The 12,880-nt window shown below is 66.8% G+C and carries 11 protein-coding genes; all 11 read right to left on the bottom strand.

What is annotated here, in order from left to right; translation table 11 throughout:
- Window positions 1–292 precede the first annotated feature (292 nt).
- Window positions 293–1,060 carry a gamma-glutamyl-gamma-aminobutyrate hydrolase family protein gene (locus ACLQI9_RS27365; RefSeq protein WP_442382564.1) on the bottom strand — a complete coding sequence of 256 codons (768 nt, stop codon included), beginning with the start codon at window positions 1,058–1,060 and terminating at the stop codon, window positions 293–295.
- A 10-nt stretch (window positions 1,061–1,070) separates the two neighbouring features.
- On the bottom strand, window positions 1,071–2,429 hold the full coding sequence (locus tag ACLQI9_RS27360) for a glutamine synthetase family protein (RefSeq protein ID WP_442382563.1): 1,359 nt from the start codon (window positions 2,427–2,429) through the stop codon (window positions 1,071–1,073).
- Window positions 2,430–2,461: 32 nt separating this feature from the next.
- Complete coding sequence (locus ACLQI9_RS27355; protein ID WP_442382562.1) at window positions 2,462–3,013, bottom strand: alpha/beta fold hydrolase; 552 nt, start codon at window positions 3,011–3,013, stop codon at window positions 2,462–2,464.
- Window positions 3,014–3,218: 205 nt separating this feature from the next.
- Window positions 3,219–4,727 carry a cobyric acid synthase gene (locus ACLQI9_RS27350; protein ID WP_442382544.1) on the bottom strand — a complete coding sequence of 503 codons (1,509 nt, stop codon included), beginning with the start codon at window positions 4,725–4,727 and terminating at the stop codon, window positions 3,219–3,221.
- A 22-nt stretch (window positions 4,728–4,749) separates the two neighbouring features.
- Window positions 4,750–5,607, bottom strand: a complete 858-nt coding sequence (gene map / locus ACLQI9_RS27345; protein ID WP_442382543.1) for a type I methionyl aminopeptidase — start codon at window positions 5,605–5,607, stop codon at window positions 4,750–4,752.
- 19 nt (window positions 5,608–5,626) lie between these two features.
- Window positions 5,627–6,211, bottom strand: a complete 585-nt coding sequence (locus ACLQI9_RS27340) for a DUF1707 SHOCT-like domain-containing protein (RefSeq protein WP_442382542.1) — start codon at window positions 6,209–6,211, stop codon at window positions 5,627–5,629.
- Between the two features lie 144 nt (window positions 6,212–6,355).
- The gene (locus tag ACLQI9_RS27335; RefSeq protein WP_442382541.1) at window positions 6,356–8,173 is read right to left on the bottom strand and encodes a penicillin-binding transpeptidase domain-containing protein; all 1,818 of its coding nucleotides are present in this window, start codon (window positions 8,171–8,173) and stop codon (window positions 6,356–6,358) included.
- A gap of 185 nt (window positions 8,174–8,358) precedes the next feature.
- Complete coding sequence (locus ACLQI9_RS27330; RefSeq protein WP_442382540.1) at window positions 8,359–9,213, bottom strand: GNAT family N-acetyltransferase; 855 nt, start codon at window positions 9,211–9,213, stop codon at window positions 8,359–8,361.
- 47 nt (window positions 9,214–9,260) lie between these two features.
- Window positions 9,261–10,418 carry a flavodoxin-dependent (E)-4-hydroxy-3-methylbut-2-enyl-diphosphate synthase gene (gene ispG, locus ACLQI9_RS27325; RefSeq protein ID WP_442382539.1) on the bottom strand — a complete coding sequence of 386 codons (1,158 nt, stop codon included), beginning with the start codon at window positions 10,416–10,418 and terminating at the stop codon, window positions 9,261–9,263.
- A 29-nt stretch (window positions 10,419–10,447) separates the two neighbouring features.
- Window positions 10,448–11,653: a M50 family metallopeptidase gene (locus ACLQI9_RS27320; RefSeq protein WP_442382538.1), complete on the bottom strand. Its 1,206-nt coding sequence runs from the start codon at window positions 11,651–11,653 to the stop codon at window positions 10,448–10,450.
- Entirely contained in the window at window positions 11,650–12,822 is a 1,173-nt protein-coding gene (gene dxr / locus ACLQI9_RS27315) for a 1-deoxy-D-xylulose-5-phosphate reductoisomerase (protein ID WP_442382537.1), read from the bottom strand. Before dxr ends, ACLQI9_RS27320 begins: the two co-directional genes overlap by 4 nt.
- Between the last annotated feature and the right edge of the window lie 58 nt (window positions 12,823–12,880).

The raw sequence follows: 12,880 nt of genomic DNA, 5'->3' as shown, positions 1-12,880 counted from the left end.
TCCTCGCCCGCGCCTGGCTCTACGTCATCTGGCATTGCTGGCAAGGCCACACCGCCTACGACCCAACCCGACACAACGCCCTCCAACGCCTGCTCAACCAACAAACAGCCGCGGCTTGACACAGGGCTGCTCATGCGCGCCGCTCCTCCTCATCGCTTCGCTCGGCATCGTCGCCGGCGCGGCTCATCAGCGCCGCTCCTCCTCATCGCTTCGCTCGGCATCGTCGCCGGCGCGGCTCATCGGCGCCGCTCCTCCTCATCGCTTCGCTCGGCATCGTCGCCGGCGCGGCTCATCAGCTCACCCGTCCGCTCGCATATGACCGCGCCGCCTCCACGATCGCCGAGAACAATCGCAGGTCGTCCAAACTCTCCTCGGGATGCCACTGCACCGCGAGCACGAAGCCGTTCCCGGGCAGCTCCAGCGCCTCGACGACGCCGTCGGCATCCCAGGCGCTGACGATCAGGCCCTCGCCGAGCTCGGCGACGGCCTGATGGTGATAGCACTTCGCGTCGACGGTTTCACCAACCAGCTCGGCCAGCCGGGTGCCCGGCACCGTGCGCACCGGCAACGTGGTGAACACCGCGTTGCCGGCCCGATGCCCGCTGTGTCCGATGACGTCAGGCAGATGCTGCTGCAACGTTCCGCCGAGCGCGACGTTGAGCACCTGCGCGCCGCGACAGATGCCCAGCACCGGCAGCTCGCGCTTGAGCGCCGCGTTCAGCAGTGTGAATTCCCAGGCGTCGCGCTGACGGCCGGGCTGGTCTGTGGCCGGATGCGGCTCCTGCCCGTAGGCGGCGGGGTCGACGTCCTTGCCGCCGGTGATCAACAGCGCGTCGAGGCCGTCGAGCACCCGCTCGGCGATGTCGGGATCCACCGGCTGTGGCGGTAGCAGCACTGCCACTCCGCCGGCCGCTGTGACGCCGTGGAAGTAGACGGCGGGAAGAAAGCTGGCCTGAACATCCCATACGCCGGTCTGGGCTTGACTCAGGTAGGTGGTCAGGCCAACGACGGGTCTGGGGCTTGATCGCCCGGCTCCTTCTGGGGCCGTTTCGGCCCGCATCGTCGCCGGATCAAAACCGCTCAAAACCGCGCACCCTCTCCCAATCGGTGACCGCCTCGTTGAATGCGGCCACCTCGACGCGGGCGTTGTTGACGTAGTGAGTCACCACGTCCTCGCCGAACGCCTTACGGGCGACCGCCGACGCGTCGAAAAGCATCGCAGCTTCGGCCAGCGTACCGGGCAGCCGCGCAGCGTCACCGTGCTCGGCGGTTTGATAGGCATTGCCGGCGCACGGCTGCGGTAACTGCAAGCCGTGCTCGATACCGTGCAGCCCCCCGGCGATCAGCGCCGCGACGGCCAGGTACTGGTTGACGTCGCCGCCGGGCACCCGGCATTCCACCCGGATGTTGTCGCCGTGACCGACGATGCGCAGTGCGCACGTCCGGTTGTCCACTCCCCACGCCACCACCGTGGGCGCGAAGCTGCGATCGGCGAACCGCTTGTAGGAGTTGATGTTCGGTGCATAAAACAGCGTCAGCTCCCGCAAAGTGGCCAGTTGACCGGCGAGAAAGCTGCGAAACGTCTGCGACATGCCCAGCGGTTGATCTTCGTCGGCCAAGACCGCGGAGCCGTCCGGCGACCGAAGCGACATGTGGATGTGGCAGCTGTTGCCTTCGCGCTCATCGTATTTCGCCATGAACGTCAGTGACTTGCCGTGCTGGTCGGCGATCTCTTTCGCGCCATTCTTGTAAATTCCGTGGTTGTCGCAGGTGATCAGCGCCTCGTCGTAGCTGAACCCGAGCTCCTGCTGTCCCCTGTTGCACTCGCCCTTGACGGCCTCCCAGCGCAGACCCGCCCCCTGCATCTGCTGCCGGATGTCGCGCAGCAGCGGCTCCATGCGGCTTGAGGCCTGCACCGCGTAGTCCATGTTGTAGTCGCTGGCCGCGGTCAACCCGCGATATCCGCTCGCCCAAGCTTGGCGATACGTGTCGTCGAACACCATGAACTCCAGTTCGGTGGCGACATAGGCACGCAGCCCACGCTCGCGTAACCGGTCCAGTTGGCGGCGCAAGACGCGACGCGGTGCGGGCTCGATGGGGCTGCCGTCGTGCCACATCAAATCGGCCAGCACCAGCGCCGTGCCGGCCAGCCACGGAATCAGCCGAAGCGTCGTCAGGTCCGGCCTCATCACCATGTCGCCGTAGCCGGTGTCCCAGCCCGCCATGGCATAGCCGGGGACGGTGTTCATGTCGACGTCGACGGCGAACAGGTAGTTGCAGCACTCGGCGCCGTCCTCGGCCACCTCGTCGATGAAAAACCGCGCCGAGACCCGCTTACCCATCAGCCGGCCCTGCATGTCGCTGAACGCCACGATGACGGTGTCGACATCACCCGCGGCGATCAGCTGCTCGAGTTTGTCGCGCGACAACGGCGCCTCGCCGCGCTCGCGATCGGTGTCGGTCACCAGGTGCTGGTGCGCAGGACGATCTCGGCGGCCAGTTGGGCGGTCGACTCGTGCGCGTTGCGCCGTGCCAGCAGCTCCACCACCCGGTAGTCGCCGTACACGAACCGCTGGCTGGCGCGCGCAACCGCCTGCGCAGCCGGGGTGCTGACCAGCACGGTTGTGTTGATCTCGACCGGCGGACAGTGATCGTCGCGGATCACCCCGGCTTGATCGGCGACCCGTGGATGCCCGCGGTCGATGGCCACCAGACCGGTGAAGCGGTCCAGCCTGGTCGCCGCCAGTTCCCAGGCCAGCTCGCCGCCGACCCGATCGCCGACCAGCACGCCCCAATTGATGTCGAGCACGTCGAGAATGCCCACCACCGACTTGGGCGTCAGGCGTGGGTCCGGGCCGACGACGATCGTCCGCAGCGACGCAGTATGCAGGCGGTCACACACCGCGTCGTAGGCGGCCGGTGCCCGCTGAGCGGCACCAAGCAACACCACGACGGAGCCCTTGTCCGGACCGGTGTCACTGACCTGGATGGGAAACCCGTCGACGGTTGTCATCATCGTCGAAGGCACCACAGCAAATTACAGCCAATTGGCCCGCGCGCGGGCCGTTTTCGCGCAGTTCGTTAACACAGTTTCAGTTGGAAACGTTCTCGCAATATGGAACTGACGCGTCGTCTTGGGACGACGAGAGCCACAATAAGGAACGGTCTTCGCGAAAACCCTTGGTTGATCGCGCTTTTGAATCGACAGTCGGTCGCTGTCAGCGCAGGGCGGCGACAATGGTCGGACGCGGCGGCGGGTCATTGTCCAACAGCGCGGTGACGGCGTCGACGTCGAGGTGGGCGTCCAACAGGTCGGCCAAGGTGTCCAGTTGGCCATCTCGCCGCGCCGAGACATCAATGTCATCAGCTACCACAAAACCGTCCCGGCCGGCTGCCGCGGCGGCGTCGGTCAACCAAAGACGGCGAAAGTCGTCGTTGTCGAACAGGCCGTGCCAGTGCGTCCCGAACACCTGGCCGCGCCGATACCCCTGGGGGTATCCGTCCACCTCGAACCACGCGACCTCTGCGCAGCGGGCCACCCGGCCATGGTGGATCTCGTAGCCACTGAGGGAAGTGTGCGAACCCTGCCAGCGGCGCAGCACCTTGTCGGGAGCGAACGCGATGTCGACGTCCAGCATGCCCATGGCCTCGACCCGGCCCGATCGGCTTTCGACGGGGTCGTCGATGCAGCGGCAGAGCATCTGGAAGCCGCCGCAGATGCCCAACACCGGCCGGCGTGCGGCGGCGTGTGCGGCGATGGCCTGCTCCAGCCCACGCTCACGCAGCCAGCCCAGGTCGCCGACGGTGGACTTGGTGCCTGGCAGCACGACGACGTCGGCGTCGACCAGGTCGGCGGGTTGGCTGACCCAACGCACCAGCACGCCGGGTTCGGAGGCCAGTGCTTCGATATCGGTGGAGTTGGAGATCCGCGGCAGCCGCGGCACCGCCACCCGCAGCCATTCGGAGCCGCGCGGCGGTTGCGGTCTGCCGATGATGCGGTGCGCCAGCACCGAGACGGAATCCTCGGCGTCAAGCCACAGGTCGTCGCAGTACGGCAGCACCCCGTAGGTCGGACGACCGGTGAGCTCGGCGAGCTGCTGCAACCCGGGCTCCAGCAGCGCGGGGTCGCCGCGGAATTTGTTCACGATGAACCCGGCGACCAGCGCCTGGTCGTCGGGTTCGAGCACCGCCACCGTCCCGAACAGATGCGCTAGCAGCCCGCCGCGGTCGATATCGCCGACCAAAATTACCGGCAGGTTCGCGGGCCGGGCCAGGCCCATGTTGACCAAGTCCGTTGCCCGCAAGTTGATTTCGGCCGGTGATCCGGCGCCTTCGCAGATCACCGCATCGAATTCGGCTCTCAGTTGCGATAATTCATCGAGCACGACGTCGGATAGCCGGTTGCGATGCGACCAGTACTCGGCAGCGGTGACCGAGTCGGTGGCCCGTCCCCGGATCACCAGCTGTGAGGTCATATCGCTGCCGGGTTTGAGCAGAATCGGGTTGAACCGCACGCTGGGGGCCAGACCGGCCGCGCGGGCCTGCATCGCCTGGGCCCGGCCGATCTCTCCGCCCTCGATGGTGACCGCGGAATTGTTCGACATGTTCTGCGCCTTGAACGGCGCGACCCGGATACCTTTGCGCGCCAGTAACCGGCAGAGTCCGGCGACTACCACCGACTTCCCGGCGTCGGAGCTGGTGCCGGCGACCAGCAGCGCACCGCTCATCGTTGCCTGGCGAGGGGAAACGTCACGGCAGGGTGAGGATGTCCACGCCGGACTCGGTGACCAGCAACGTGTGCTCGAATTGCGCGGTCCACTTGCGGTCTTTGGTGACCACCGTCCAGCCGTCGTCCCAAATCTCGTAGTCGAGCGCGCCGAGGTTGATCATCGGCTCGATGGTGAACGTCATCCCCGGCTCGAGAATCGTCGTCACCGAGGGCTGGTCGTAGTGCAGCACGACCAGCCCGTTGTGGAAGGTGGTGCCGATGCCGTGACCGGTGAAGTCGCGAACGACGTTGTAGCCGAACCGGTTTGCGTAGGACTCGATGACGCGGCCGACCACCGACAGCGCTCGGCCCGGTTTGACGGCTTTGATCGCCCTCATCGTCGCCTCGTGGGTGCGCTCGACAAGCAGCCGGTGCTCTTCCGAGACATCGCCGGCCAGGAACGTGGCGTTGGTGTCACCGTGCACGCCGTCGATGTAGGCGGTCACGTCGATGTTGACGATGTCGCCGTCTTCGATCACCGTCGAGTCGGGGATGCCGTGGCAGATGACCTCGTTCAGCGATGTACAGCAGGACTTCGGGAAACCCTTGTAGTCCAGGGTTGACGGATAGGCGCCGTGGTCGACCATGTAGTCGTGCGCGATGCGGTCCAATGCGTCGGTCGTTACGCCTGGCGCGACCGCCTTGCCCGCCTCGGCGAGCGCGCCGGCCGCAATCCGGCCCGCCACCCGCATCTTCTCGATTACTTCGGGCGTTTGCACCCACGGCTCGGTGCCCTCCCGCGCGGTCGGCTTGCCGACATACTCCGGGCGTGGGATCGACTTGGGCACCGGCAGTGTCGGCGACAGCACGCCGGCAGACAGCGCGGAACGAACAGGCATACCGCCAGGGTATCTGGCGTCAGCCGCGGCCGCGCCGGCGCAGCAACGACCGGCGTGGTCCTTTGATCTTTACCGAGCCGCACACCACCCGACCGGTCAACACCACATGCGGGGTGCCTTCGGGCGGCGCGGTCTTCCGGCGGTCGCTGGCGCTGCCCCCGTAGACCTGAACGTCGTCGATCGATGCGCTGGCGCCGTCGGGCAATCGAATTTCCACCGACCCGAACCTCATGTCGAGCTCGATCACCACCACCGGCCCGGCGAATCGCGCCTTGACCAGGTCCAGCTCCACCGACCCCATCCGGCGCACCAGCGCCAGCCGGGTCGGTACGGTCCACTCGCCGTGCCGCTTGAGCGACCCGACCCAGCCGCGCAGCTCCACTCGGTCGGCGGCAGACGTGACGATTGCTCCCGGCCCGGGCAGGTCACCGACGAGGCTGTCCAGTTCGTTGCGGGTCCGGGCGTAGGACACGTGCGAGGAGCGTTCCTCGAACTCGCCGATGTCGATCAGCCCGAGCGCGACCGCATTGTGCAGTCGGCGCAAGGTGCCGTTGCGGTCGGCATCTGATACCCGCAGTTCGGTCAGTTCGTCAGGGCGCGTCATGGCGCTTCTAATCTACCGCCACCGGATGCACGGGCTCCGGTTCGACGACCTGTACGCGTGGGGCAGCTACGGGAGCCCTTTCATACTTATTGGACGAAAATGCGCAGACATTTAAACTGGAATGCATTCCCAGGCCGACTTTCTTCAGGCCAGATAGTCCGCCGGCAGGCAGTCGAACATGAACTTGGTCATCCGCACCGCGTACTCCGAACTGCCGCCCGCGACGATCAGCGAAGCGAACGCCAGATCACCGCGGTACCCGGCGAACCAGGAATGCGATCCGCCGGGAAACTCGGCTTCACCGGTCTTCCCGAACACCGCGCCGGCATCGGCGATGTCCTTGCCGGTGCCGTTGGTCACCACCAGGCGCATCATCGGGCGCAAGCTGCCGATCACCTTCTCGCTGATCGGCGTGGTGTCGCCGGTGATGGTGGTCGTCCGTCCCTCGATCAGCTTCGGCACCGGGGTCTTGCCGGCGGCCACCGTGGCTGCGACCAGCGCCATGCCGAACGGGGAGGCCAGCACCTTGCCCTGACCGAAGCCGTCCTCGGTGCGCTCGGCTAAATCGACTGTCGGCGGCACCGAGCCGGTGACCGTGTTGATGCCGTCCACCTGGTAGTCCAGTCCGATGCCGTACTGGCTTGCCTCCTGTGTCAAACCGCGCGGCGGCATCCGGCTGGCCAATTCGGCGAAGGTGGTGTTGCAGGAACTGGCGAACGCCCGTGACATCGGCACCACACCCAAATTGAACCCGCCATAGTTGGGGATGGTGCGATGGCCGATGTCGATCTCTCCGGGACAACCCAAAAGCGTGTTTGGGCTTGCTAAGTCGCGCTCGAGGGCCGCGCCCGCAGTGACCATCTTGAACGTCGACCCCGGCGGGTAGAGGCCGGTGGTGGCAACGGGGCCGAGGGCGTCGGCGGCCGCGTTCTGCGCGACGGCGAGAATCTCCCCGGTCGAGGGTTTGATCACCACGATCATGGCCTGGCGACTCTGGTTGTCTACCGCATGCTGAGCGGCGTTCTGCACGGCCCGGTCCAGGCTGATCGAGACCGACGGGGCCGGTGACGGCTCCACCTCATGCAGCACCGCGACGTCGACGTCGTTCTGGTTGACGCTGACCACCCGCCAGCCCGCCTGGCCGTCGAGTTCGTCGACCACGGCCTTCTTCACCTGACTCATCAGGGCCGGGGCGAAGTGGTAGTCGGTCGGCAGCAGCTCGGCCTGCGGAGTGATCACCACGCCCGGCAGGTTGCCGATCGCGGGGGCGACGTTGTTGTTGTCGTCGGTGCGCAACATAATCAGATCCATCGGCTTGCCCAACGAGCTGGCCTGCTCAGCCAGTCGCTGCGGGTCGTTGAGCGTGTCGTCGAACGGCCGCAACGCATCGACGACCGCACGGGCCGTCGTGATCAGGTAGCCGCCGGCCCGCGAGGCGTCCAGCGTGTAGTGGTAGAGGTAACCGGGGGCCAATACGTCGGTGCCGCCGACTTCGTTCACCGCGGCGCGTCGCGGCGGGTCGGCCCGCAGCGCGAACGTCTGATGCTCGCCGAGGCGTGGGTGCAGATCGGTGGTGCTCCAGCGGACCTGCCAATGTCCTTCGTAGCGCGCCATTTTCAGCTGGCCGTCGTAGGTCCATGTCCGGTTCTTCGGCAGATGCCAGGTGTAGCGATATTTCACCGTGCCGATGTCCTCGGTGTATTTCGAGCCGAGGATCTGGGTGTCCAAATGGCCGGCTTGCAGCCCGGCCCACGCCGCGTTGAGCGCTTCGCGTGCGTCGCTGGGAGCATCGCTGAGCTCGGCGGCGGCCGCCGTGTCGCCGGTGGACAACGCAGCGAAGTACCGCTCGGCTGCCGGCGCGGGACCCTCTGGACGCGGAGTGCAGGCCGACACCGCAGCCGTCGTGACAAGCACCGCCAAGGCAGAGCTTGTGGCCGATACCACTGTGATTTTTGTTGCCATTGAGGCAGATGTTATGAAATCGGGGCGCACGACCGGCGGAGGCGCACCGAGATTGAATTGTTACGCGATACCGCTGGCGGGATTCTGCTGGGTTTCACCCCGAGATCGACGTTAAGCAGCAGAAGTGCGAGTAGCGAACGCGCTAACGTCAATCTCGGCGCACGAGCGGACAGACGAGACGAGCTTCAGTCCAGCAGGACCGTCGCGAAGGTACCGACTTCGACGAAGCCGATTCGGTCGTAGGTGGCCCGGGCGACCGTGTTGAAGTCGTTCACGTAGAGGCTGGCGATGCGCCCGGTGCCCACGATGACCGCTGCCAGCGTCGCGGTGCCGCCCGTGCCCAGACCTTGGCCGCGCCGCTCGGGACGCACCCAGACCCCTTGGATCTGGCTGACCGCCGGTGACTGGGAACCGACTTCGGCCTTGAAGACCACCTCGCCGTCCTCGAAGCGGGCCCACGCTCGACCCGCCGCGATCAGGCTGGCCACCCGACGTCGGTAGCCGCGTCCGCCGTCACCGATCCGCGGGTCGACGCCCACCTCGCCGATGAACATGTCGACCGCGGCCACCAGGTAGGTGTCGATCTCGTCGGGCCGCACCTGGCGCACCTCGGGGTCGATTGCGCAGGCCGGCATCGAGTTCAGCGACATCAGCGGCTGGTGCTCGCGCACATCGCGGGCCGGGCCCCAAGCCGGCTCCAGTCGGTGCCACATCGGCATCACGAACTCGGCCCGGCCGACCAATGACGAGCACCGCCGCGATACGGTCAACGCCGCGTCGGCAAAGGCATATAGGTCACTCAGTCGGCCGCGCAGCGGAATCAGGTTTGCACCGGCGTAGCACAGCGACTCCTCGGGGTCGCGGCGCGTCCACAGCTCGCCACCGATCGCGTTGGGATCGATGCCGTGATCGGCCACCCGAGCGGCGACCATGCACGACCCGATCGGATCGTCGTCGAAGACACGGCGCACCGCGGCGCCGTCGCGCACTACCGACACCCGTCGCTCGTTCACCACTCGGCGGAGGGGCGGAGCCGACATGCTGACTCTTTCTGGGACCGACTGTTCTAGCCCGAGTGGGCCAAGTCTCAGCTTACGGTTACAACAGGCGAACCGCTCGCTTCTGTGCCTTGCGTGCCCTTCTCCGCGGCAAGCCGCATGGCCTCCTCGATCAGGGTCTCGACGATCTGCGCCTCGGGCACGGTCTTGATCACCTCACCGCGGACGAAGATCTGGCCCTTGCCATTGCCCGACGCGACGCCGAGGTCGGCCTCCCTGGCCTCCCCCGGACCGTTGACGACGCAGCCCATCACGGCCACCCGCAGCGGGACGTCGAGGCCGTCGAGTCCGGCGGTGACCTCGTTGGCCAAGGTGTAGACGTCGACCTGGGCGCGACCACACGACGGGCAGGACACGATCTCCAGCGAGCGCGGCCGTAGGTTGAGCGACTCCAGGATCTGGGTGCCGACCTTGACCTCTTCGACGGGCGGCGCCGAGAGCGACACCCGGATGGTGTCGCCGATGCCGCGCGACAACAGCGCGCCAAACGCCACCGCGGACTTGATGGTGCCCTGGAACGCGGGACCGGCCTCGGTGACACCGAGGTGCAACGGGTAGTCGCACTGCGCGGCCAGCTGCTCGTAGGCGGCGACCATCACGACCGGGTCGTTGTGCTTGACGCTGATCTTGATGTTGCCGAAGCCGTGCTCCTCGAACAGCGAGGCCTCCCACAGCGCCGACTCGACCAGCGCCTCGGGTGTGGCCTTGCCGTACTTCTCCATGAACCGCTTGTCCAGCGATCCGGCGTTGACGCCGATGCGGATCGGTATGCCGGCCTCGCCGGCGGCCTTGGCGACCTCGCCGACCCGTCCGTCGAATTCCTTGATGTTGCCCGGGTTTACCCGCACCGCGGCGCAGCCGGCGTCGATGGCGGCGAAGATGTACTTCGGCTGGAAGTGGATGTCGGCGATGACCGGAATCTTGCTCTTCTTGGCGATCGCGGGCAGCGCGTCGGCGTCCTCCTGACGCGGGCAGGCCACCCGGACGATGTCGCAGCCGGTGGCGGTCAGCTCGGCGATCTGCTGGAGGGTCGAGTTGATGTCGTGCGTCTTGGTGGTGCACATCGACTGCACCGAAATCGGGTGATCACTGCCTACCCCGACATCGCGGACCATCAGCTGCCGCGTCTTGCGTCGTGGCGCCAGCGTGGGCGCCGGGGCCGCCGGCATCCCCAGACCTGTGGTCACGGTTTGCCTTCTCTCCCTTTCTGTTAGGCCTACTGGAACAGTCGGATCGGGTTGACCACGTCAGCGGTCACGGTCAGAAACATGTAACCGACCACCAGGACCAAGATTACGTAGGTCGCGGGCATGAGTTTGAGGTAGTTGACCGGCGCGGCCGCGACCTTGCCCCGGGCCGACCGGATCATGTTGCGCACCTTCTCAAACACCGCGATCGCGATGTGCCCGCCGTCGAACGGCAGCAACGGCACCAGGTTGATGACGCCAAGGATGAAGTTCAGCTGGGCCAGGAACAACCAGAACGCCATCCAGACGCCGTGGTCGACGGTATCGCCGCCGATGATGCTCGCGCCGACAACGCTGATCGGTGTATCGAGGGAGCGCTCCCCACCGCCGATCGCGTGGATCAGCGCGCCGACTTTGGTCGGGATGGCAACCAGCGACTTGCCCAGCAGGACCGACAGGTTGCCGGTGAAGGCGAACGTGGCCGGCACCGCGGTGACCGCGTTGTAATGCGTGGGCCCGGTTGCGGTGCCCATCACGCCCATCGCCCCGATCGTGGCCAGCTTCGGGCCGCCTTTACCGTCGGTGACCCAGCGTTGCCGCTGCGCGATGTCGACGTATTTGGTCATCGTTTGGCCGTCCCGCTTGATCACGATCGGAACAGTGCCGTGCAGCTTCTGCACCGCGGCGGCCATGTCGGAGAAGTCGGTCACCGGGGTGTCGCCGACCTTGACCACCACGTCGCCGGCCCGGATGCCCGCGGCGGCCGCAGGCCCGTCCCCGGTGCACTTCTCAAACTGGCCTTGTTTGATTTCGCTTGCCGCACAAGCGGTTTGGCCGATAACAGCGGAGGGATGCAGGTTGGGCAGGCCCCAGATCACCGCGATGGCGTAAATCAGCACCAAGCCGATGACGAAGTTCATGCCCGGCCCGGCGAACAACACCGCGGCGCGTTTCCAGGTCTTCTGCTTGTACATAGCGCGGTCTCGCTCGTCAGGCGCGAGCTCCTCGACCGACGTCATGCCGGCGATGTCGCAGAAGCCGCCGGCCGGAATGGCCTTGATGCCGTACTCCGTTTCGCCGCGCCGCGTCGACCACAGCGTCGGCCCGAAGCCCACGAAATAACGGCGCACCTTCATGCCGGTCGCCAAGGCGACCCACATGTGACCGCACTCGTGCAACGCCACGGAAATCAGGATGGCGAGCGCGAACAGCACGATGCCGATAACGAACATCATCGGGTTGGTAGGACCTCCTGTGTGACTCGCTCAATCAGGCGCTTGGCCTTCTCGCGGGCCCAGCGCTGCGCGTCAAGTACATCTTCTACGGTAGCGGGTTCGGCGCTCCACTGGTCGGCGGCGCTCAGCACGTCGGCAATTGTGCGCACGATGGCCGGGAAACCGATCCGCCCCGCCAGGAAGGCCTCTGCTGCTTCTTCGTTGGCCGCGTTGTAGACGGCGGTCATGCAACCGCCCGTCTCGCCGGCCTGTCGGGCCAGCTCGACGGCCGGGAAGACCTGGTTGTCCAGTGGCTGGAACTCCCAGCTCGACGCCGTGGAGAAGTCGCAGGCCGCGGCGACACCGGGCACCCTGGCCGGCCAGCCCAGCGCCAGCGCGATCGGCAGTTTCATGTCCGGCGGACTGGCCTGCGCGATCGTCGAGCCGTCGGTGAACGTGACCATGGAATGCACGATCGACTGCGGGTGCACAACGACGTCGATGCGCCGGTACGGGATGCCGAAGAGCAGATGGGCTTCGATGAGCTCGAGACCCTTGTTGACCAGCGACGCCGAGTTCAAGGTGTTCATCGGCCCCATCGACCAGGTCGGATGGGCGCCGGCCTGCTCGGGCGTGACGTGCTCGAGATCGGCGGCCGACCAGCCGCGGAACGGCCCGCCGGAGGCGGTGAGCACCAGCTTGGCGACCTCGTCGGCGGAGCCGCCGCGCAGGCATTGCGCCAGCGCGGAGTGCTCGGAGTCCACCGGCACGATCTGGCCGGGTCGCGCCGCCTGCAGCACCAGCGGTCCGCCGGCGATCAGGGATTCCTTGTTCGCCAGGGCCAGCCGGGCGCCCGAGGCCAGCACGGTCAGCGTCGGCTGCAGGCCCAGCGCGCCGACCAGCGCATTGAGCACGACGTCGGCCTCGGTGTTCTCGATCAGCCGAGTGACTGCGTCGGGCCCGTCGTAGGTGACGTCGCCGAGGGTCTGCGCGGTGCGCTGGTCGGCGACGGCGATATTGCTCACGCCGGTCTCGGCGCGCTGTCGAGCCAGCAGGTCCGGGTGTGCGCCGCCGGCGCCCAGCCCGACCAGCTCGAAGCGATCCGGGTTCGCGGCGATGACCTCGAGCGCCTGGGTGCCGATGGAGCCGGTACTGCCCAGCACCAAGGTCTTGAGGCGGCGGTTGGTCACCCTCTCATTGTGCCGCGTCGCTGAAGCGCCCGCGGTGCTGCTGCAACCGGTGTGTGCC

It is taken from the genome of Mycobacterium sp. (genome assembly GCF_052143115.1).
GTDB lineage: Bacteria > Actinomycetota > Actinomycetes > Mycobacteriales > Mycobacteriaceae > Mycobacterium.
The sequence above is the reverse complement of the archived record's forward strand: the minus strand, read 5'-3'. Positions and strand labels throughout refer to the sequence as shown.